This is a genomic window from Streptomyces sp. NPDC045026 (assembly GCF_056432625.1).
Map to the genome: position 1 here is coordinate 1 of NZ_JBWKIS010000052.1, position 22,074 is coordinate 22,074.

At 69.7% G+C, this 22,074-nt stretch carries 13 protein-coding genes and 1 pseudogene; 9 read left to right on the forward strand and 5 right to left on the reverse strand.

Features of this window, described 5'->3' with window-relative positions; all coding sequences use genetic code 11:
- Together AC07EJ_RS45280 and AC07EJ_RS45285 are read right to left on the reverse strand one after the other, a co-directional pair.
- On the reverse strand, nucleotides 1–782 hold a 782-nt coding region (locus tag AC07EJ_RS45280), incomplete at its 3' end, for an Hsp70 family protein (protein ID WP_478886473.1).
- Between the two features lie 160 nt (nucleotides 783–942).
- Entirely contained in the window at nucleotides 943–1,974 is a 1,032-nt protein-coding gene (locus AC07EJ_RS45285) for an MraY family glycosyltransferase (protein WP_478886474.1), read from the reverse strand.
- Nucleotides 1,975–2,259: 285 nt separating this feature from the next.
- On the opposite strand from AC07EJ_RS45285, the gene AC07EJ_RS45290 reads away from it, so the two are divergent.
- From AC07EJ_RS45290 to AC07EJ_RS45330, 9 genes are all read left to right on the forward strand, one after another.
- Entirely contained in the window at nucleotides 2,260–4,551 is a 2,292-nt protein-coding gene (locus AC07EJ_RS45290) for a (Fe-S)-binding protein (RefSeq protein ID WP_389479176.1), read from the forward strand.
- Between the two features lie 250 nt (nucleotides 4,552–4,801).
- On the forward strand, nucleotides 4,802–6,091 hold the full coding sequence (locus AC07EJ_RS45295) for an FG-GAP repeat domain-containing protein (RefSeq protein WP_389479173.1): 1,290 nt from the start codon (nucleotides 4,802–4,804) through the stop codon (nucleotides 6,089–6,091).
- 153 nt (nucleotides 6,092–6,244) lie between these two features.
- Nucleotides 6,245–7,618 carry an FG-GAP repeat protein gene (locus AC07EJ_RS45300; RefSeq protein WP_389479270.1) on the forward strand — a complete coding sequence of 458 codons (1,374 nt, stop codon included), beginning with the start codon at nucleotides 6,245–6,247 and terminating at the stop codon, nucleotides 7,616–7,618.
- Nucleotides 7,619–7,788: 170 nt separating this feature from the next.
- Nucleotides 7,789–9,261: an FG-GAP-like repeat-containing protein gene (locus AC07EJ_RS45305; protein ID WP_478886475.1), complete on the forward strand. Its 1,473-nt coding sequence runs from the start codon at nucleotides 7,789–7,791 to the stop codon at nucleotides 9,259–9,261.
- A gap of 83 nt (nucleotides 9,262–9,344) precedes the next feature.
- Entirely contained in the window at nucleotides 9,345–10,778 is a 1,434-nt protein-coding gene (locus tag AC07EJ_RS45310) for a hypothetical protein (RefSeq protein ID WP_389479169.1), read from the forward strand.
- Between the two features lie 170 nt (nucleotides 10,779–10,948).
- Entirely contained in the window at nucleotides 10,949–12,421 is a 1,473-nt protein-coding gene (locus AC07EJ_RS45315; protein ID WP_389479167.1) for an FG-GAP-like repeat-containing protein, read from the forward strand.
- Between the two features lie 306 nt (nucleotides 12,422–12,727).
- Nucleotides 12,728–14,218, forward strand: coding sequence for an FG-GAP repeat protein (locus tag AC07EJ_RS45320; RefSeq protein ID WP_478886476.1), 1,491 nt, complete (start codon nucleotides 12,728–12,730; stop codon nucleotides 14,216–14,218).
- A 50-nt stretch (nucleotides 14,219–14,268) separates the two neighbouring features.
- On the forward strand, nucleotides 14,269–15,267 hold the full coding sequence (locus AC07EJ_RS45325; protein WP_389479162.1) for a Yip1 family protein: 999 nt from the start codon (nucleotides 14,269–14,271) through the stop codon (nucleotides 15,265–15,267).
- 140 nt (nucleotides 15,268–15,407) lie between these two features.
- Entirely contained in the window at nucleotides 15,408–17,024 is a 1,617-nt protein-coding gene (locus tag AC07EJ_RS45330; RefSeq protein WP_393589106.1) for an MFS transporter, read from the forward strand.
- Between the two features lie 117 nt (nucleotides 17,025–17,141).
- Here the strand turns inward: AC07EJ_RS45330 and AC07EJ_RS45335 are convergent, their stop codons facing one another.
- The 3 genes and pseudogenes from AC07EJ_RS45335 to AC07EJ_RS45345 form a co-directional block, all read right to left on the reverse strand.
- Nucleotides 17,142–18,302, reverse strand: coding sequence for a calcium-binding protein (locus AC07EJ_RS45335; RefSeq protein WP_478886477.1), 1,161 nt, complete (start codon nucleotides 18,300–18,302; stop codon nucleotides 17,142–17,144).
- A gap of 1,099 nt (nucleotides 18,303–19,401) precedes the next feature.
- Nucleotides 19,402–20,409, reverse strand: a complete 1,008-nt coding sequence (locus tag AC07EJ_RS45340; protein WP_478886478.1) for a hypothetical protein — start codon at nucleotides 20,407–20,409, stop codon at nucleotides 19,402–19,404.
- Nucleotides 20,410–20,800: 391 nt separating this feature from the next.
- A pseudogene (locus AC07EJ_RS45345) lies at nucleotides 20,801–21,405 on the reverse strand (IS5 family transposase); the annotation flags it as partial.
- Nucleotides 21,406–22,074: the final 669 nt, after the last annotated feature.

Here is a 22,074-nt window from a genome sequence, read left to right on the forward strand (position 1 = left end):
TCGGCGGACGCCGTGATGTAGGGCAGGTTGATCGTGGTCTCGGTCGAGGACGAGAGCTCGATCTTCGCCTTCTCGGCGGCCTCGCGCAGGCGCTGGAGCGCCATCTTGTCCTTGGACAGGTCCACGCCGTGGCCGTTGTTGAACTGCTTGACCAGGTAGTCGACGACACGCTGGTCCCAGTCGTCACCACCGAGGTGGTTGTCGCCGTTCGTGGCCTTCACCTCGACGACGCCGTCGCCGATCTCGAGGAGCGACACGTCGAAGGTGCCGCCACCGAGGTCGAAGACGAGAATGGTCTGGTCGTCCTTGTCGAGACCGTAGGCCAGGGCGGCGGCCGTCGGCTCGTTGACAATGCGCAGGACGTTCAGACCGGCGATCTCGCCGGCCTCCTTCGTCGCCTGGCGCTCGGAGTCGTTGAAGTACGCCGGGACGGTGATGACCGCGTCCGCGACCTTCTCGCCCAGGTACGCCTCGGCGTCGCGCTTCAGCTTCTGCAGGATGAAGGCGCTCATCTGCTGCGGGTTGAAGCTCTTGCCGTCGATCTCGATCTTCCAGTCAGTGCCCATGTGGCGCTTGACCGAACGGATCGTCCTGTCGACGTTGGTGACAGCCTGGCGCTTAGCGACCTCTCCGACGAGCACCTCACCGTTCTTGGCGAAGGCGACGACGGACGGCGTGGTCCTGGCGCCCTCGGCGTTGGTGATGACGGTGGGCTCGCCGCCTTCGAGAACGCTGACGACGGAGTTAGTCGTGCCCAGGTCGATGCCGACCGCACGTGCCATTTCAATTCCTCCAGCATGACTACTTGAGTGGATCTGGCTCAAGGATGCATGACGACCGCCGTTCGGTCAACAGAGCTGAGTCCTGTCGACTCAACTTTTATGTCGCCCTTATCTGCAGACAGAGAATCCGCGCAGGTCAGCCGCTACGCCGGGACCTTCGTCACGAACCCGCGACGTCCACCACAGCGGTCTGTACGGGCCGGTTAGTCCGCCGCCGCACCTCGTAGACGGGCACCCGCAGCAGCCCGGAGACCGCCACGGCCGCCCCGCAGACCGGCCACAGGGCGCCCAGCGGGCCCAGCGTCCCGTCGTGCAGCAGGAGCGCGGTCACCGCACCGGCGAGGGACGCGACGCCGAGCACCACCGCGACGCCCTGCGGGGTGAGGCCGAGCCGGCGCAGCCGGTGCGCGATGTGGTCCGCGCCGCCCTGGAAGAGAGGCCGCCCCGCGCGCCGCCGCGACACCGCCACCAGGACCGCGTCCGCCGTCACCACGACCGTCACGGCGAACAGCGACCCCGCGCCGGACAACGCCTCGTGCCCCGCGTTCACCAGGACCGCGGCGGACGCCAGGAGGAAGCCCGTGAACAGGGAACCGCAGCTTCCGAGGCGCATCCGCGCGGGGTACCAGTTGTGCATGAGGAACCCGGCGAGCGCCGCGCCGAGCACCCCGAGGGCGGCGGCGAGCGCGCCGAGCCCCTCGGTGGCGGCACAGGCGCTCAGGCCGAGCGCGCTCACGACGGCGACGGTGCCGAGCACCCCGTCCGAGGTGTCGAAGAGCCGGCAGGCGTTGGTGACGAAGACGATCCACAACACGGCCAACGCGCCGACGAAGAAGCCGAGTTCGGCGGTGTGCACGATGAAGGTCGCCGCCCCCGCCTCGACGACGACGCGGGCCCGCGCCCCCACCGGCCGCACGTCGTCGAGGAACCCCAGCGCGGCGACGGCCCCGGCCGCGATCAGCAGCGTGAGCACGCCGGAGCCGAGCGGAACGAGTCCGGTCGCGGCTCCTACGGTGGTGACCGCGGCCGTCACCGCGGCGACGGCGACGCCGCCCAGGCGCGGCGTCCGTCGTCCCGCGCGGCCGGTCGGCCGGGCAGTGAATCCGGTGCGCAGGGCGACGAGACGCAGCAGGGCGGTGAGGGCGGAGGCCGCCAGGAGGGCGGTCGCGGCGGCGGCGATCCCGTAGGACACGGCGGACGTCCCGTCAGCTCGGTTTGCGGTATCGGGGTGAGACCGGAGGGGCACGCCCGGCCGGAGACCTTCATAAGCTAGTCGCTTATGTCGCAATATGGGGTGAATAACACGATCCGCTTTCGCTGTCGACCGCTGACGCCTGAGGGTGGCCTTCGCGACGCAGATCACCGCCCGGCTGGCTACAGTGCGGCCACACAAGTGGGTAGTCTCAGCATGGACTGAAATAAGTTACCGCTTAGTAATCGCTGAATATCCACCCTCGCAGGCCCGAGGAGCCCCCGAATGCAACTCGCCGCGATCATCGTGTCGCTGGTCCTGATCGTGGTCGGCGTCGCACTGTTCGTCCGAGCCATCGCGCAGATCTACCGCTTCATGCGGCTCGGCCAGAACGTCCCCGCCGGCACCCGCACCGACGAACCCGTACAGCGCACCGTGACGGTGGCAAAGGAGTTCCTCGGCCACACCCGGATGAACCGCTGGGGCATCGTCGGCGTGGCGCACTGGTTCGTGGCGGTGGGCTTCTTCTCGCTGCTGCTGACGATCGTGAACGCCATCGGCCAGCTCTTCCAGGCCGACTGGCTGCTCCCGATCATCGGTGAATGGGCCCCGTACAACGTCTTCGTCGAGTTCCTCGGCACGATGACGACCATCGGGATCCTGACCCTGATCGCCATCCGGCAGCTGAACAGGCCGGACCGGCCGGGCCGCAAGTCCCGCTTCGCCGGGTCCAACACCGGCCAGGCGTACTTCGTCGAGGCCGTCATCCTCATCGTCGGCATCTGCATCTTCACGCTGCACGCCCTGGAGGGCGCCCAGCACCATGTGGACGCCTACGAGGCCTCGTTCTTCGTCTCGTACCCGGTCGTCTCCTGGTTCCGCGGCATGGACGTGTCCACGCTGCAGAACCTCACGTACTTCTTCGCCGGGCTGAAGATCGCGACCTCCTTCATCTGGATGATCACGGTCGCCCTGAAGACCGACATGGGTGTCGCCTGGCACCGCTTCCTCGCGTTCCCGAACATCTGGTTCAAGCGCGAGGCGGACGGCGGTACGGCCCTCGGTGCGCTCCAGCCGATGACCAGCGCCGGCAAGGAGATCGACTTCGAGGACCCGGGCGAGGACGACGTCTTCGGTGTCAGCCAGGTCGAGCAGTTCTCGTGGAAGGGTCTGCTGGACTTCTCCACCTGCACCGAGTGCGGCCGCTGCCAGTCGCAGTGCCCCGCCTGGAACACCGGCAAGCCGCTCTCGCCGAAGCTCCTGATCATGTCGCTGCGCGACCACGCGCACGCCAAGGCCCCCTACCTGCTCGCCGGTGGCGGCAAGTCGATGGAGGGCGAGGAGAAGGCGACCGAGGAGCAGCTCAAGGACGTTCCCGCCGCGGCCCTGGCCGAGGCCGAGCGCCCGCTGATCGGCACCCTCGAAGAGAACGGCGTCATCGACCCGGACGTCCTGTGGTCCTGCACCACCTGCGGCGCCTGCGTCGAGCAGTGCCCGGTCGACATCGAGCACATCGACCACATCGTCGACATGCGCCGCTACCAGGTGATGATCGAGTCCGCGTTCCCGTCCGAGGCGGGCACGATGCTCAAGAACCTGGAGAAGAAGGGCAACCCCTGGGGCCTGGCGAAGAAGCAGCGCCTGGAGTGGCTCAAGGAGCTCGACTTCGAGGTCCCGGTCGTCGGCAAGGACATCGAGGACCTCACCGAGGTCGAGTACCTCTACTGGGTCGGCTGCGCCGGCTCGCTGGAGGACCGGGCGAAGAAGACCACCAAGGCCTTCGCGGAGCTGCTGCACATGGCGGGCGTCAAGTTCGCGATCATGGGCGGCGACGAGAAGTGCACCGGTGACTCCGCCCGCCGCCTGGGCAACGAGCCGCTGTTCCAGCAGCTCGGCCAGGAGAACGTCATGGCGCTGAACATGGCGTTCGGCGAGGAGCTCGACGACGACGGCAAGGTCGTTGCCGAGTCGGCGAAGCCGAAGTCCGCGAAGAAGATCGTCGCGACCTGCCCGCACTGCCTCAACACCATCGGCAACGAGTACCCGCAGCTCGGCGGCGATTACGAAGTAATCCACCACACCCAGCTGCTCCAGCACCTCATCGACGAGGGCAAGCTCGTCCCCGTCACGCCGGTCGAGGGTCTGATCACCTACCACGACCCGTGCTACCTGGGCCGTCACAACAAGGTCTACACGCCCCCGCGGCAGATCATGGACGCCGTCCCGGGCCTGCGCCAGCAGGAGATGCACCGCCACAAGGAGCGCGGCTTCTGCTGCGGCGCCGGCGGCGCACGGATGTGGATGGAGGAGCGGATCGGCAAGCGCATCAACAACGAACGTGTTGACGAGGCACTGTCGCTGAACCCCGACATCGTCTCCACCGCCTGCCCGTTCTGCCTCGTCATGCTGACCGACTCGGTCAACGGCAAGAAGAACGACGGCCAGGCCAAGGAGTCCGTCACGGTCGTGGACGTGGCCCAGCTGCTCCTCGACTCGGTCAAGACACCTTCCGACAACCCGCCTCCGGCGGGCGACGCGGAGACCGAGGACGCGCCGGAGCCGGAGCCGGTGAAGTAGCGGTTCGGTCGTTCCGTACCGAGGTACGCGAAGGGGCTGACCGGGGTGACCCGGTCGGCCCCTTCGGCGTTCGCGGAGGGGCGTTCCACGGACACAGGAGGGACGTTCTCGGCGTTCTCGGACAGGCGGTTTCGGGACAGGGGCCGCGCTCCGTGACCAAACCGGCAGGCCCCGGCCCTACCCCCCGCCCTCACCCCGGCGGCATCATGAACGGGTCAAGTGGCGCATGAGGCAGGCGGGGTCAGAGGCGATGGTGGGCACACGGGGCGGCCGCAGCGCCGCGATACGCAGAGCCGCGGCGGGGTGCACGCTGCTCATGATCGCCGCCGTCACCGGCTGCGGCGGTGACGACGGGCCCGCCGCCACCAAACACCGCCCCGTGGCCATGTCCGGCAGGTCCGGCGCCGCGCTCCCCGTCCCGCACGGCCGCGGCAGCAAGGTGCCGGACGACTTCAACGGGGACGGCGCCCCCGACCTCGTACTGGACGACCTCGTGCACGACGGGCTCGGCGACGACGCCGGGATCGGGGTCGTGTACGGGAAGAAGGGGCACGGACTCGTGCCCGGGGCCCGGCAGTTGCTGCGTCCCGCGAAGTACGCCGCGCCGACCGGGGGCGAGACGCCCGCCGCCTTCGACTCCGAGGCGAGCTGCGACCTGGACAAGGACGGCTTCACCGATCTGGTCGTGTCGACCGATCCGCCGTTCGACGGACAGGGGCGGCCGCCGGTGCCGCTGCAGATCCTGTTCGGCGGACCGGGCGGGCTCACCCACCGGGGCGTGAAGCTCGTCGTCCCCGCCCAGGCGCGGTTCGGCAACGACTGGCCGGACCAGCCGGTGTGCGGCGACTTCGACGGGGACGGCTCGGTCGACCTCACCGTCCACGCGAGCGGCGGACGGCTGAGCTTCCTGCGCGGCCCCTTCACGCGCAAGGGCGCCCCGCGCGCCGCCGGCAAGCCGCTGACCGCGCCCGGGAACGTACCCGTGGGCCCCGCCTTCGACGTCGACCGCGACGGGTACGACGACCTGCTCGTGCGCCGCACCTCCGCCGGCTCCTCACCGTCCCGGATCGTCCTCGGCAGCCCGCAGGGACCGGCCCGCTCCGGCGCCGCGCTGCCCTCGGGCCTCGGCCTCGCGGTCGGCCGGTTCACCCGGGGCGCCGGCGCGGACACCGCGCTGCTCACGGCCTCCGGGGTCACCCTCTCCCGGCCGGGCGCCCGCGCCCTCAAGGCGACCGGCACGGCCATCACCGCGGGTGACTTCGACGGGGACGGCGTGGCCGAACTCGTGGTGTCCGGCGGCGCGGTGACCCTTCTGAAGACGGGTGGCGGTGCCGCGGTGACCGTGCCCCCCAGCGCCACCGGCACCACCCAGGTCCTGCGGACCGCCGACTTCGACGGCGACGGCCGCGCGGACCTCGCGGTGCGCACGTATCGCAGGGAGAGCGCGGACACGGTGGCGGTCCATACGGGAGTCAAGGGCGGCAAGCTGATCGCCGCGAAGCCCCAAGTGACGTTCTCCACTGCCGAGTTCACGTCCTGAGGCGTACGGATCCGATGACGGATCCGATGACGATCCGGTGACGGTCGGCCGCCGTTAACCGGACGGCCACCCGGACACAACCATCCCCTCACCCCACGAGTCAGACCCCCGGAACCCCTTCCCCTCTCATTTCCGGGAGTGCTTCTCGTGCGTATGCGCAAGCTCGTCATCGCCGCAGGTGCCGCCGTCGTCGCGGCGGCCGGACTCACCCTGCCGCTGGCCGGATCCGCCTCCGCGGCCACCACGCTCAAGGACGACTTCAACGGTGACGGCTACCGCGACCTGGCCATCGGCACCCCGGGCGCGAACACGGTCACCGTCACGTTCGGCTCCGCGAGCGGCGTGAGCCCGTCCCGCGCCGTGACCGTCACCCAGAACACGGCCGGGGTGCCCGGAGTCACCGAGACGGAGGACGAGTTCGGCGAGAACGTCACCTCGGGCGACGTCAACTACGACGGCTACGCCGACCTGATCGTCGGCGCGCCCGGCGAGCGGGTCACGGGCAACACCACCGGATCCGTCACCATCCTCTGGGGCGGCCCCAAGCCCTTCACCCAGGGCGCCAAGGTCCTCAACTCCCCCACCACCGACACCGAACGCTTCGGAGAGGCCGCCTCCTTCGTCGACATCGACGGCGACGGCGCCGCCAACCTCGCCGTGATCAGCTCCGACGGCTGGTGGTACTACGCCGAGAGCGCGGACCCGACCCGCGCCATCGCGCCGGAGGTCGACTTCCTGCCCGAGGGCGTCCGCCTGGAGGGCATGGAGGCGGCCACGTTCCTCTCCAAGGACGGCTACACGTACGTCCTCTACGGCGAGCGCGCCGACGGCAAGCCCTACACCGTGTACATGAAGGGCGGCGTCGGCGACATCGGCTACTACTCCGGTGTCCTCGCCGAGGGCGACGACCCGCGCGCGACCCGGGAAGCGGCCGCCGCCGGTGACGTGAACGGCGACGGCTACACCGACCTCGTCACCGGCAACGCCGCCGCGGGCTCGGTCACCGTGCGCTACGGCGCGCAGGGCTCCTTCGGGGCCACGAAGACGTACACGCAGGACTCCGCGGGCGTGCCCGGCGCCGACGAGCCGGAGGACCGCTTCGGCGCCGCCGTGAGCGCAGGAGACCTCGACCACGACGGGTACGCGGACGTGGCGGTGGGCGCGCCCGGCGAGACGGTCGGCACGGTCACGGGAACAGGCAGCGTCACCGTCCTCAAGGGCGGCACCGGCGGCCTCGGCGCGGGCCGCGCCTACCACCAGGACACGGCCGGGGTGGCCGGCGTCCCGGAGACCGGCGACCACTTCGGCTCGTCGCTGCGCTTCAAGGACATCAACAAGAACAGCCGGGCCGACCTGGCGATCGGGGCGAACGGCGAGGACATCGGGCCCTGGCCCGACGCGGGCGCCGTCTGGGTCCTGCGCGGCGCCGTCCCGTACGTCACCACGTCGTACGCCACGTCCTTCCACGGCTCGGAGTTCGGCAGCCTGACGGACGCCTCCGTGGCCTTCGGCACGACCCTGCACTGAAGCACCAGAAAATAACTGCCACGCCATACAACCCTCAGGCCCCACAAGAAGTCTCCTGTTCGCCAACCGCAGGGCAACACCTGGGACAACTCCCGGCAAACGCCCGCGGAACGCACCCCATTGACTGCGGATGCCCGCCAGGCATCCCCGCATGCAGCAGGAGAACCCGCATGCACAAGCACATACGCATCGCCCTCGCCTCGGCCGCCGCTGTCGCGCTGACGGGCGGGCTGCTCTCCCTCTCCACGGGCACGGCCCTGGCCGCCGACTCCGTGCACCACCACGAGGCCGACTTCAACGGCGACCACATCGGGGACGTCGCGTTCTCCGCCGGCTGGTCGACCGTCGGCGGCAAGAAGGGCGCCGGCCAGATCGTCGCCCTGTACGGCTCCGCCAACGGCATCAACGCCGCCGCCCGCAAGACCGTCAGCCAGAACACGACCGGCGTCCCCGGCACCGCCGAGACGAACGACGGCTTCGGCTGGGTCAGCGCGTACGGCGACTTCAATTCGGACGGGTTCGACGACCTGGCCGTCTCCGCCCCCTGGGAGGACGTGGACGGCGACACCGACGGCGGCACCGTCATGATCATGTGGGGCTCGGCGTCGGGCCTCACCGGCGGCACGACGATCAAGGACCCGGCCGTCTCCTCCCACGACAAGTGGGGCAACACGCTCGCCGCCGGCGACTTCGACAGCGACGGCAAGGACGACCTCGCGATCGGCTCCACGGCGAGCACGATCTACGTCTACAAGGGCGGCATCAACAGCGCCGGCGCGTCCGGCGGCCGCTACACCGTCAAGCCGCCGATCATGTCCGGCAGCGGCACGGGCCCGCTCAACCTCACCGCGGGCGACGTCAACAAGGACGGCAGCACCGACCTGGTCGTCGACGGCTTCGAGACCGACACGGACTACGGCTGGAACACGAACTACTTCGTGCCCGGTTCCGGCTCCGGCCTCGACGGCTCGTCCGCCACGGAGCTGAAGCGCGGCGTCATCACCGGGATCGGCGACGTGAACGGTGACGGCTACGGCGACATCGTGACCGGACAGGAGTGGGACCCCTCCACGGACGGCAGCCCCACCGTCCCCGAGTCCGTCACCGGCGGCAAGGTCAACATCACGTACGGCTCCGCGACCGGCCCCGCCGCGACGACGGAGCTCAGCCAGGACACGGGCAACGTGCCCGGCGGCTCCGAGCGCGGCGACGACTTCGGCGGCGAGCTCTCGCTCGGCGACATCAACGGCGACGGCTACCAGGACCTCGTCGTCGGCGCGGCGGGCGAGAACCTGGGCGGCGTCGTCAACACCGGCTCCGTCACGGTCCTCTACGGCTCGGCGAACGGCATCGACACGTCCACCGGCGGCCAGTTCTTCGCCCAGTCCACGGCCGGCGTCCCCGGCTCGGACGAGAAGGACGACCAGTTCGGCAACGAGGTGAAGCTCACCGACGTGACCGGCGACGGCAAGGCCGACCTCACGATCGGCGCGTACGGCGAGAACACCGCCAACGGCGCGCTCACGTACCTCCCGTCCAACGGCACCAAGATCACCACGACGGGCGCGCGCTCCCTGTCGGCGACGTCGGTGGGCGTCTCGACGGACGGCTACCCGGAGCTGGGCGGAAACGCGGCGAACTAGCGCCGGTTCCCGGCTTGTTGGGCCCGCACCGCTTCGGTGCGGGCCCATTCCCGACCGCGCACCCTCTTGGAGCGACCAACCCCATGCGCAAGCGCACCCTCCTCCTGGCGACGGCCCTCACGACGGGCCTGCTCGCCCTGCCCCTGACCGCAACCCCAGCCTCCGCCGCGCCGTCCGGCCTCGCGGGCGACTTCAACGGGGACGGATACCGGGACATCGCCATCGGTGTACCCGAAGGCATCAACGGGGCCACCGACGCGGGGTACGTAGCCGTCGTGTACGGCACGTCCGCCGGCCTGGACCCGGCCAAGCGCAAGGTGATCAGCCAGAACAGCACCGGCGTCCCCGGGTCTTCCGAGGGCGGCGACTCCTTCGGCGCCAAGCTGGCCGTCGCCGACCTCGACAAGGACGGTTACGCCGACCTGGCCGTGGGCGCCCCCGGCGAGGACGTCGGCCCAAACGCCGACCAGGGATCCGTCACCATCCTGTGGGGCGGCTCGGCGGGCGTCTCGAGCGGTACGACCGTCTCCGTTCCCAAGGCCTTCGACGGCGCCATGGTCGGCAGCGAACTCGCCGCCGGTGACTTCGACGGCGACGGCAGCGCCGACCTCGCCGTCAGCACACCCCCGGCCGACCTCCAGATCCAGCACGGCCCCTTCACGCGCTCCGGCGGCGCGGGCGCCACGGAGACAGTCCACGTCGAGGCCGAGTCCGGCACCTTCGTCCGTAATCTCACCGCGGGCGACGTCACCGGCGACAAGAAGGCGGATCTGGTCGTCCAGACCCGCCAGGACGCCGAAGGCCAGTCCCTGGCCTGGCTCTACACCGGCTCGGCCACAGGACTCGTCCGGTCCTGGCAGCTCCCGGACAGCGATACGGCAGCGATCGGCGACCTCGACAAGGACGGCTACCGCGACATCGCGGTCGGCGACTCGTACGAGACGACAGCCATGGGCGGCCGGGTCAGCGTGTCCTACGGCGCGCCGTCCGGCCTCAGCACCACCAAGGGAGCGAGCTTCCACCAGTCGACGTCCGGCGTGCCCGGCACGGCGGAGCCGGGCGACATGTTCGGCGGGGCGCTCGCCATCGGCGACACCAACGGAGACGGCTACGGGGACCTGGTGATCGGCGTCCCCGGTGAGGACATGGGGACCAAGTCCGACGCCGGTGACTTCGTCGTCCTGCGAGGCTCCGCGTCCGGCGCCACCGCCTCCGGCGCGAAGTCCTTCAGCCAGGACACCTCCGGGATCCCCGGCAGCGTGGAAAAGGGTGACCGGTTCGGCTCGGCGCTGCAGCTGTCGGACACGAACAAGGACGGCCGGGCCGACCTCGCGGTCGCGGCGATCGGCGAGGCCGCACCCCACGAGTCGGTCCACTCCGGAGCGGTGTGGCGCATCCGCGGTGCGAGCACCGGCCTGACGGCCACCGGGTCCCTGGCCATCAACCCCGACGACGTGGGCCGCCCCTGGGACGACGGGACGTTCGGCGCCGCGCTCGGCGGCAGCACGCCCAACTGACTTTCAAGGGCACGTCCACCGGCGTGAGCCTCGGCAGCTCGTACAGCGTGATGGCCGGATCGGTGGGCCTGCCCACCTCCAGCGACACCAACTGGTCGGCCGTCGTGGCCGCTTGAGACCGATGACACCGAAGGGCTCCCCCTCCCTCCGCCCCCTCCCCAAGGATTCCCATGCGCCTACGCACCACCACGGCCCTCGCCGCACTCGCCGCGGCGGGCCTCACCCCGTTCACCCTGCCATCAGCCGCTCCCGCCTCCGCGGCCACGGCGAAATACGGCGACGACTTCAACGGTGACGGGTATCGCGACCTGGCCACCACAGCGCCGTACGCCACCGCCGCCTCTGCCGAACAGGCCGGTTCGGTGGTCGTCAGCTACGGCTCGGCGAGCGGGCTGACATCGGCCGAATCCACCGTCATTTCGCAGAGTTCCACCGGGGTGCCCGGCGCATCCGAGGCCGGTGACCTCTTCGGATCCGCCGTCGCAACAGGTGACTTCAACAGCGACGGCTACGGAGATCTCGCCGTGGGCGTCTCCGAAGAGGACACGAGCGCCGGTTCGGGCACGGGAGAGGACACCGGAGCCATCACCGTCCTGTGGGGAAGCAGCACCGGCCTCTCGGGCGGGACCGCGCTCGAACTCCCGCCGGTGGACTACCCCAACGGGTACGGGAGTTCCCTCGCCTCCGGCGACTTCAACGGTGACGGCCGCGACGACCTCGCCGTGGGTTCGTCCTCGTACTACGGCGTCTTCATCTACGACGGCGGCACCGAGAAGAGCAGCACCCTCGCCTGGCGCCACGGCTTCGCGGCAACTTCTCTGTCCGAGAGAACCGCCATCGGATCGCTGGCTGCGGGCGACATCGACCATGACGGCACCGATGACTTGGTGGTCGGCGGCAACAACAACGAGACCGAGGACTTCTTCAAGCAGTCCGTGTACCTGGCGCCGGGAGACACCACCCGGCGCACCTATGCGGGGGACGTCTCCCACGGAGACACCGCCGCAGTCGGTGACGTCGACGGCGACGGGTACGCCGACATCGTCACCGGTCACGAGTGGGAGCCTCGGTCGATCTTCGCCGGAACCACACTCGGTGGGAATGTCACGCTCACCTACGGCTCGGCAGACGGCCCCGACACCTCGCGCCCGCCGGTGACCATCACTCAGGACACGGCCGGAGTCCCGGGTGCCTCCGAAGCGGACGACCAGTTCGGCGCGTCGGTGACGCTGGGCGACATCACCGGGGACAAGTACGCCGACCTGGCCGTCGGCGCACCGCAGGAGACCGTCGGCACGGCTGAGTCCACGGGCTCCGTGACGGTGCTCCCCGGCGGCCCGGCGGGTCTGTCCACGGCTACGTCGTACACCTACCACCAGGACACCACGGGGGTCCCTGGCGTCGCCGAGGGCGGCGACCACTTCGGCTCGGCCGTCGCTCTGCGCGACACCAACGCCGACGGACGAGCAGACCTGGCCGTCGGCGCCTCCGGCGAGAACAACTACGCCGGCGCGATGTGGTCCCTGAAGGCGAGCTCCTCGTCCCTGACGACAACGGGAGCGATCAGCTTCAGCGCCACGACGGTCGGAATACCCACCACTGGTGTCGAGTTCATGCCGGAGTTCGGTACCGGGATCGGCTAGACGACCGGGCCGATCTGCCGCACCCGACGTATCAGCCCGGCCGGCGTCTCCGGCCGGGCCCTGAGCACGTCACCCGGGGCGTCGCTCTCCCTCAGGAGGGCGACGCCCTCGTGCGTGGCTGGTCCCACCCACCACCCAGAACCCACCACCCACCCCGTACAACCCTCCGGCCCCGCCAACCGTCTCCTGTTCGCCAACCGCAGGTTCACGCCCGGGACAACTCCTGGCAAACACCCGCGGAACGCGAAACGCACCCTTACTGACTGCGGATGCCCCCACATCCCCCGGTTGACGCAGGAGCAACGCATGACCAGGCACACCAAGCACAAGCGCACGCCCGAGCCTTCCCCCGCCCGGATACGGCTCGCCACCGCCACCGCGGCCGCCGCCGCGCTGACCGGGGGCCTGCTGGCCACCTCGGCCGGGGTGGCCTCTGCCGACACCGTTCCGACCGGCGTCGCCCAGGGTGACGCCGACTTCAACGGCGACGGCTACGCGGACGCCGTCGCCTCCGCGTCCGGCGCCTACGTGAACGGCCGGGCGAACGCGGGCCAGCTCGCCGTCATCTACGGCGGAGCCACCGGCAACCACTACGCCACGATCAGCCAGAACACGGCCGGCGTCCCCGGCACCGCCGAGAGCGACGACTTCTTCGGCGCCGACTCCGCGTACGGCGACTTCGACGGCGACGGCTACGACGACGTCCTGGTCGCCGCGCCCGGCGAGGACGTCGGCACGGACAAGGACGGCGGCACGGCCGCCATCCTGTGGGGCTCACCGAGCGGGCTGACCGGCGGCACCACCGTCGCCGACCCGCGCCCCACCAGCCACGACCAGTTCGGCGGCCCCGTCGAGGCGGGCGACTTCGACGGCGACGGCAAGGACGACCTCGCCATCGGCGCGTTCGGCTCCACCAAGGTCGACGTCTTCTCCGGTGGCTTCACCCGTAGCGCGAAGGCCGCGAGCCGCACGACGCTGAGCACCGGCGTCCAGACCGGCGACGGCATCAACAACCTGCACTCCGGCGACGCGAACGGCGACGGCAAGGACGACCTGATCGTCAACGGCTACGACCCGTCGGACAACCTCAACGCCAACTACTGGATCCCCGGCAGCGGCACCGGCCTGACCACCGCCGGCGCGCAGAAGCTGCCCGCCGGCATCATCACCGACCTCGGCGACACCGACGAGGACGGCTACGACGACATCGTCATCGGCAACGCCTGGGACTCCGGCATCGCGGGCGCGAGCACGGGCGGATCGGTGTACGTCGTGCACGGCACGGCGAGCGGCCCGTCCGCGGGCGACACCGAGAAGTTCACCCAGAACACCTCGGGCGTCCCCGGCTCCAGCGAGAAGGGCGACCACTTCGGAGCCGAACTCGACCTCGGCGACGTCAACGGCGACGGCCACCTCGACCTGGTCGTCGGCGCCCCCGACGAGGACCTGACGGGCGGCGCCGACGCGGGCGCGGCCACCGTCATGTACGGCTCCGCCGACGGCTCGGGCATCACCGGCACGGGCGCCCTGTTCCTGGAACAGAACAACGCGTTCGTCCCCAACACCAACGAGAAGAACGACGCGTTCGGCTCCGACGTGCACCTGGACGACCTCAACCACGACGGCCGCGACGAGATCCTCATCGGCGCCGCGGGCGAGAACGGCAGCAACGGCGCCGTCTACCCGGTGAAGGTGAAGGCCGACGGCACGCTCGCCGCGTCCTCCGGCATCTACACCTCCACGCTCGGCATCTCCGCGTCGGGCACCCCGGTCCTCGGCGCCAACTTCACCGACTGACGCCCCACCCGCCCCGGCCCCCAGGAGCACCCTGAAACGTCCCTTAGGGGATGTCACAGCTCGGCCGCAAAGCCGGGCCCGATCCACTGGGCCCGGCACCTCACTGCCCGGGACCAGGTACGTTCGATGACGTGGCTGGATTCAGGATCGGACGCGGCCGGGACAACCGCGCCTCGCAATCGCGACCGTACGGACAGAGTGCCCCCCAGGGGCAGGCCCCGTACGGCTACCCTCCCGTGCCCCCGAACGGGCAACCGCAGCAGCACCAGTACGGCGGGCAGCAATCGCAGCAGCCGTACGGTCAGCAGCAGTGGCCCCAGTCCGGAGGCCACGGCGAGCCGGAATACTTCGGCGACCCGAACGGCCCACAGGGACAGGGCGGCGGCCAGGGCTACGACCCGTACGCGGCGAACAACCCGGGGCACACCCAGGCGTTCTCCGTGGGCGAGGACCCGTACAGCCAGGGCGACACGTACCGGGCGGGTTCCGCCCCGGCCACGCCCGTCGGGCCGCGGCTGCACTGGAAGCAGCTCCTGTCCGGCGTCGTCCTGCGCCCCGGCCAGACGTACCTCCAGATGCGGGACTACGCGATGTGGGCCCCGGCCCTGATCGTGACGTTCCTGTACGGGCTGCTCGCGATCTTCGGCTTCGACTCGGCCCGCGAGGACGTGATCAACGCCACGTTCTCGTCGGCGATCCCGTACACCCTCACCACTGCCGTCGCGATCACGATCAGCTTCTTCGTCCTGGGCGTGGTCACGCACACGCTGGCCCGCCAGCTCGGCGGTGACGGAGCGTGGCAGCCCACGGTCGGCCTCGCGATGCTGATCGCGGCGATCACGGACGCCCCCCGCCTGCTCTTCGCGATGTTCCTCGGCGGCGACGCCCCGTTCGTGCAGATCATCGGCTGGGCGACCTGGGCCCTGGCGGGCTTCCTGCTGACGCTCATGGTGAGCAAGTCCCACGACCTGCCGTGGCCGAAGGCGCTGGCCGCCTCCGCGATCCAGCTGATCGCACTCCTGTCGATCATCAAGCTGGGCACGTTCTAGAGACCTCGGATACCTGAGTGGGGCCCGGCACACACAGTGCCGGGCCCCACTCGCGTTCGCCGCCACCTCGTCGCCGCCAACGGGTGACGCCGGTGGCGGGTCGGAGTACCAGCCTCCGGGACAGCTGCCACGATGCGCCCATGGCACCTGCGGCAGGCACGGCTGAGAGTTCGACGACGGCGCGACTCGTCCTGCTGACACTCGCAGCAGGTCAGTTCCTGATGGCTCTCGACAGCTCGGTCATGAACGTCTCGATCGCCACCGTCGCCGAGGACGTGGGCACGACCGTGACGGGGATCCAGGGCGCCATCACGGCGTACACCCTCGTGATGGCGATGTTCATGATCCCGGGCGGCAAGGTCGGCGCGCTGATCGGCCGCAAACGCGCGTTCATGATCGGCTGCCTCATCTACGGCTGCGGCTCCCTGACCACGGCGCTCGCACCCAACCTCCCCGTACTGCTGCTCGGCTGGGCGCTCCTCGAAGGGGTCGGAGCCGCTCTCATCATGCCCGCGATCGTGGCGCTCGTGGCGGGCAACTTCGTCACGGAACGCCGTCCCGCCGCGTATGGACTCGTCGCGGCCGCAGGGGCCGTGGCAATCGCGGTGGGGCCGCTCGTCGGAGGCGTCGCGACGACGTACTTCTCCTGGCGCTGGGTGTTCGCCGGTGAGGTCGTGGTGGTGCTCGGCATCCTCGTGCTCGCCCGCCGCATCGCGGACGCGCCGGTCGGCGAACGCTCCCGCATCGATCTCCTCGGCTGCGTGCTCTCCGCCCTCGGCCTCGGGATCTTCGTCTACGGAGTCCTCCGCTCGGACGAATGGGGCTGGCTCCAGCCCAAACCCGGAGCACCCTCGTGGCTCGGTATTTCGCTGGTCGTCTGGCTGGCGCTGGCCGGTCTGCTGCTGATCTGGCTCTTCCTCCGCTGGGAGGCCCGCCTGGTGGAGCAGCGCAAGGAGCCGCTCATCGACCCGGCCCTGCTGCAGAACAAGCAGCTCACCGGGGGCCTGACGATGTTCTTCTTCCAGTACCTCGTGCAGATGGGTGTGTTCTTCGTCGTCCCGCTGTATCTGTCGGTCGCCCTGGGCCTGTCCGCGCTCAAGACCGGTGCCCGCATCCTGCCGCTCTCACTGACGCTGCTGGCGGCCGCGATCCTCATCCCGCGCTTCCTCCCGGATGTCTCACCGCGCCGGGTGGTGCGGCTCGGAATCCTCGCGCTGCTCGCCGGCGCGGTGGCCCTGATGGCCGCACTCGACGCGGGAGCCGGTGCGGAGATCGTCACCCTCCCCCTCCTGCTGATCGGGCTCGGCATGGGCGCACTGGCGTCCCAGCTCGGGTCGGTCACCGTGTCCGCGGTGCCGGAGGCACAGAGCGCGGAGGTCGGCGGAGTCCAGAACGCCGTCACCAACCTGGGCGCTTCGCTCGGTACAGCACTCGCCGGGTCGATCCTCATCGCCGCGCTCACGACCTCGTTCGTCACCGGCATCGAGCAGAATCCGGCGGTCCCGGCCGACGTCAAGAGCCAGACCTCCGTCGAGCTCCAGAGCGGCGCGCCCTTCCTCTCGGACGCTCAGCTCAAGACCGCGCTCGACGAAGCGGGTACGAGCACGGAGGTCTCACAGGCGGCGCTCGACGCGAACAACGAAGCACGGCTCGACGGCCTCCGCGCCGCACTGGCCGTCCTCGCCCTCGCCTCGCTGCTCGCCATGTTCTTCACCTCACGGATCCCGACGACCCAGCCCCGCTCGGCAACGCCCTAGCACGCCGGAAACACGGGTGGGGCCCGGCACTGTGTGTGCCGGGCCCCACGCGCGCTGTATGCCGTGCCGCCTGCTCAGGCGGCCTGAACGGGCTAATCGGTTCATACAGTGCTGATCTCAGACAGTGCAGCCGGGGCCGCTGAGGGGGCGGATGCAGACGTTGCGCGAGGCACCGCCGTTGTTGGTGTTGGTGCCGGGGCCGCCGTCGAGGAAGTCAGGGCCGTTGCCGCCGAAGAGGGTGTCGTTGCCGTTGGCGCCCCTGAGGGCGTCGGCGCCGTCCTGGCCCTCGATGCGGTCGTTGCCGTCGCCGCCGCTGATGGCGTCGTTGCCGTCGCCGCCGCACAGGATGTCGTTGCCGCCGCGGCCGTCGATGACGTCGTTGCCGCCGAGGCCGAAGATGACGTCGTTGCCGGGCGTACCGATGAGGACGTTGGCACGGTTGGTGCCGACGATGGTGGGCGTCGCGTTGGCGCAGGTGAGGGCGGCGGGCGGACGGACGGTGATCGTGAACTGCCTTGAGGCCGGGGGCACGTCGGCGTCAGGATCGGTGGCCGTCACGGTGAACGTGTACGTACCGGCCGTCGTCGGAGTACCTGAGATCACTCCGCTCGTCGTGTTGAGGCTCAACCCGGGAGGCGTGGTGCCGCTGGTGACCGCGAAGCTGGGGGCTCCGGTGCCGCCGGTGGTCTGCAGGGTGGTGGAGTAGGCGACGTTCTGGGTGGCGTCGGGCAGCGGGCTGGTGGTGACGAAGGCCAGATCCTGGATCGTGTAGCTGATCATCACCTGGCCGTTGGCGCTGGGTGTGCCGACCGGCGAGGCGCTGTACGTGGTGCCCGTTCCCGTGGGGGTGGCGAAGCTGCTGCCCCCGCCACCGCTGCCCCCGCCGGTTGCACCAGCGGTGGTGGCGGAAGCGCCACCACCGCCACCACCGAAGTAGCCGCCTCCGCCGCCTCCGCCGCCAGTGACAACGAAGCTGGCGCCACAGCCGGAGTAGTTACCGCCGGCACCTCCCGTGCCGACCGTCGCACCGGAGAATCCGCCCCCTGTGTTGCCGGCCTGGCCCGTGCAGGACCCGGCGACAGCTCCCGCGCCTGCCGTACCTCCCGCGCTGGTGGTGCCTCCGCCACCGCCGCCCCCGGGCGAACCGCCGAGACTCCCGCCCGTGCCTCCGGCGGTGCCGTCGGGGGTTCCGCCATTACCTCCCTGGGTGGGCAGATTGCGTCCCCCGCCGCCGCCCCCTCCACCCGCGACCACGAGCAGGTTTCCGCCCGTCGCCACGCTTGACGCCCCGCCCCCGCCCGCGCCGGTGGACACGGGGGTGGTGGTTCCATTTCCGCCCGCACCTCCGCCGTTGTAGCCACCGCCTCCCCCTGCGCCAGTGCAGGATGCGCCGCCGGCACCACCCACATTGACGGTGACGACCGTCGGGGTCGCGGAGGCCGGAAGAGTGCTGACCACCCGTGCCCCGTTACCACCAGTCCCTCCATTGGGGCAGGTTCCGCTGACGGCACTGCCGCCGCCGGCGCCGTCAGCTGTGATCGTCGCCACCGCGTTCGCAGGGATGGTGAGACTTTGCGGGGCACCCGTGAAGGTGAAGGTCTGATCGATGTCGACTGCACGATGGGACGCCGTGGCCGCCGCCGCCGGAGCCATCCCGAGACCGGACAGGACCACGCAAAGGGCTGTCGCGGTGCCCGCGCTGTACCAGCGCCGGCCACTGCCGGGCCCCCCGCGCCGCCGCCCCGCCCCCGCGATCAAAGACGGTCGCGTGTGTCTTTCGTTCACCGATCTCTCCCGGTTCCTTGGTGTCAGCCCTGACAGCACCCGTGCGCTGTCAGCAGCAGGCCGGCGCCTCCATACCCCACGGTGCGCGCAGGCGCACTCTATGTGACGAAAAGAACTACAAAGGTCAATAAGTCGTTTTTGCGCACCTTCCGAGCGTGTCTGGCATGCCCCTGCCTGGCCGGATGACCGCCTACGGATCAGAAGGTCTCATCACTCCTGACAGCGCTAGGGCCCCTCAGCGATCAACTGAGGGGCCCTAGTACGTCCGCTGCGCCTAGGCGTGCGAATCGTCACGCGCCAGAGCGCTTCCAAGTTCTCCTTGGGTGCCTCGCCAGACCTGTGTACCGGAGGCAAGACACTCCACGGGATCGTGACGGCTGCTGTCGTGGGTTCGCGCGCCGCACCCTGCCCGCCGACTGCTCCTTGGCCTGGCCGGTACCAGTGAGCCTCTTCCAACCTGGTTGGCTCGGCCACGAGTTGGACAGGGCTACGGAGCGACGAAGCTCCTGGTAGACGGTGTCACGACGCAGATCCACCGTGCTGCCAGGAGCCTCGTGCGCCAGTCGATCCCTCGTTGGTCACGACAGCGGCCTCACCACTCGATCAGAGCAGTAATCCATTTGGGCATGCTCCTAGTGAGCCCTTTTGTTACGTCCTCGGCGCCTTGCGTGATGCCGCCCTGGGTGGCGCGGGTACCGGCCTGGGTGTTGCCCTGGGTGTTGCCCTGGGTCTGGGTGTTGTTGGTGCCGCCCTGCGTACCGCCCTGGACGTTGTTGTTGCCACCCTGCGTACCGCCCTGGGTGTTGTCGGTGCCGGTCTGCGTGCCGCCCGTGGTGTTACCGGTGCCGGCATTTTTGGTGTCGCCGGTGCCGCCCTGGGTGTTGCCCTGGGTCTGGGTGTTGTTGGTGCCGCCCTGCGTACCGCCCTGGACGTTGTTGTTGCCGCCCTGCGTGCCGCCCTGGGTGTTACCGGTGCCGCCCTGCGTGCCGCCCGTGGTGTCGCCGGTGCCGCCCTTGTTGTCGCCGGTGCCGCTCTTGGTGCCGCTCTTGGTACCGCTCTTGGTGCCGCTCTTGGTGCCGCTCTGCGTGCTGCCCGTGGTGTTGCCCTGGGTCTGGGTGTTGTTGGTGCCGCCCTGCGTACCGCCCTGGGTGTTACCGGTGCCGCCCTGCGTACCGCCCTGCGTGTTACCGGTGCCGCCCTGCGTGCCACCCGTGGTGTTACCGGCGCCGCCCTGCGTGTTACCGGTGCCGCCGTTGGTGTCACCCTGGTTCTGGACGATGTTGATGCCACCCTGCGTACCGCCCTGGGTGTTACCGGTGCCACCCTGCGTGCCGCCCTGGGTGTTGTCGGTGCCGGTCTGCGTGCCGCCCGTGGTGTTACCGGCGCCGCCCTGCGTGTTACCGGTGCCGCCGTTGGTGTCACCCTGGTTCTGGACGATGCTGGTGCCGCCCTGGGCGTTACTGATCTGAACGCCCTCCCCCTTGCTGAAGGGATTACCGTAATACCCACTGCCGTGGGCAGCGGTAATTCCTGCGGGGAGTGCAGGATCGTTGCGGATTTCCGCGGAAGCCTGACCCGCCGTTGCGCCTGCCAGTGCCATGGCAGCGGAAAGAGACAGGGTTGCGTAGATGCCGACTCGTTTCACAGTGGCCCTTTCTTGCGGTAGATAGGAGATAGGATTTCTTGCGGACCAAACTGTCGCAACACGTCACTCCATAACTACGGCGACACGGGCGATGTCACCCGTACAGCGTGTTGGCAGACTGCACCCTGATTGCGAGGCTCTTTGCATGCCGGTCCCGCAGCGGCCGACTCCGGACTGGCGGATCTCCTCTCCGTACCAGCACTACAGCTGTGACTTGCGATCTCGTCGGCTACGAGTGGCGTAGTGACAAGTGCGGGCGTGTACTTGGCGGGGTGCGGAGCCGGAGGGACTGGGCGATGACGAGTGGGGCGGGTGGCGGTGGGACGGCCCAGGTGAGCCGGTTCAGGAGGCGGCGGCGGTGCATCAGCCGGCCGAAGGTCCGCTCAACAACCCAGCGCCGCGGGACGACTTTGAAACCTTTGACGCCGATGGCACGTTGGACGACTTCGACGTCGACACCGAGCCGTGCGCCGTGGTCGATGGCTTTGGTGCGGTAGCCGGAGTCGGCCCACGCCTTGGTCACGCAGGGATTGGTGGCGGCGATGGACGACATCAGGTGCATGCCGCCGACGTTGTCGAAAATGCTCGCCACGGTGACCCACACAGCCAGGAGCAGGCCGAGGGTGTCCATCCGATATGGCGTTTGCGGCCTGCGATTTCCTTGTCGGCGTCAATGCCCTGGCCGGCCGCGGGCACGTTCGCGGAGGTCTTCACACTCTGCGCGTCCAGCACGCAGGCACTCGACTCACCGGCATGGCCTTCACTCTCGCGCACCAGGCGCCGCAGGAGACCGTTGAGTTGGTCGAAGACGCCTTCTTTCTGCCAGGCGGCGAAGTAGCCGTAGACCGTCTCCCACGGCGCGAAGTCGTGGGGCAGGTAACGCCAGGGAATGCCGGTGCGGTCGACGTAGAGGACGGCATCCATGATGCGGAGCAGGTCGTGCTCGGGCGGCACTCGATCCCGGGTTCATCGAGCACGTGCAGAGCAACGGTTGGGCCGTCCCAGAGCTCAGCGACAGCGACTTGGACGCGATGCTGACCGTGCCCATCGAAGATGAGCTGGACTGAGGTGGGCGTCAGAGGTGGCGACTGGTCACGTCAGGTGGAGGTGCGGGACAACGGGCGGAGGATCCGGCCGGCCGCGACCGCGTGCACAGTCAACAACAGTGCCGTCGTCGTGCCACCACGTGAAGTACCAATAGGCCGTCGGCCACGGAGCGAAATCGTTCGGTGCAACTGACCCCAACAGCGAAGCCCGCTCCCCATGCCCAGCTGGCCATTGCACGAACATACGCCGCACTTCGCGCCGACTGCGGCCAACTGCGGTGGCCACATGGGCTGTGCGACGTTCTCGAACCGGACGTTCGTGATCGATCCTGGAGAGCGTGTCATCACCTCGCAGAGGTTTCCTCCGCGAGGTGATGAACTCGGTGATGAACTCCCTCTAGCGACTAACCCTGGACTCCGCCCTGGGTGTTGCCGTTACCGCCACCCTGGACTCCGCCCTGGGTATTGCCGTTACCGCCACCCTGGACTCCGCCCTGGGTGTTGCCGTTACCGCCACCCTGGACTCCGCCCTGGGTATTGCCGTTACCGCCACCCTGGACTCCGCCCTGGGTGT

What these genes read in the sequence shown, in the direction of transcription:
- AC07EJ_RS45290 (WP_389479176.1), top strand. Translation starts at nt 2,260, where the DNA reads ATGCAACTCGCCGCGATCATCGTGTCGCTGGTCCTGATCGTGGTCGGC.
- AC07EJ_RS45295 (WP_389479173.1), top strand. Translation starts at nt 4,802, where the DNA reads ATGGTGGGCACACGGGGCGGCCGCAGCGCCGCGATACGCAGAGCCGCG.
- AC07EJ_RS45300 (WP_389479270.1), top strand. Translation starts at nt 6,245, where the DNA reads ATGCGCAAGCTCGTCATCGCCGCAGGTGCCGCCGTCGTCGCGGCGGCC.
- AC07EJ_RS45305 (WP_478886475.1), top strand. Translation starts at nt 7,789, where the DNA reads ATGCACAAGCACATACGCATCGCCCTCGCCTCGGCCGCCGCTGTCGCG.
- AC07EJ_RS45310 (WP_389479169.1), top strand. Translation starts at nt 9,345, where the DNA reads ATGCGCAAGCGCACCCTCCTCCTGGCGACGGCCCTCACGACGGGCCTG.
- AC07EJ_RS45315 (WP_389479167.1), top strand. Translation starts at nt 10,949, where the DNA reads ATGCGCCTACGCACCACCACGGCCCTCGCCGCACTCGCCGCGGCGGGC.
- AC07EJ_RS45320 (WP_478886476.1), top strand. Translation starts at nt 12,728, where the DNA reads ATGACCAGGCACACCAAGCACAAGCGCACGCCCGAGCCTTCCCCCGCC.
- AC07EJ_RS45325 (WP_389479162.1), top strand. Translation starts at nt 14,269, where the DNA reads ATGTCACAGCTCGGCCGCAAAGCCGGGCCCGATCCACTGGGCCCGGCA.
- AC07EJ_RS45330 (WP_393589106.1), top strand. Translation starts at nt 15,408, where the DNA reads ATGGCACCTGCGGCAGGCACGGCTGAGAGTTCGACGACGGCGCGACTC.
- AC07EJ_RS45340 (WP_478886478.1), bottom strand. Translation starts at nt 20,409, where the DNA reads ATGGCACTGGCAGGCGCAACGGCGGGTCAGGCTTCCGCGGAAATCCGC.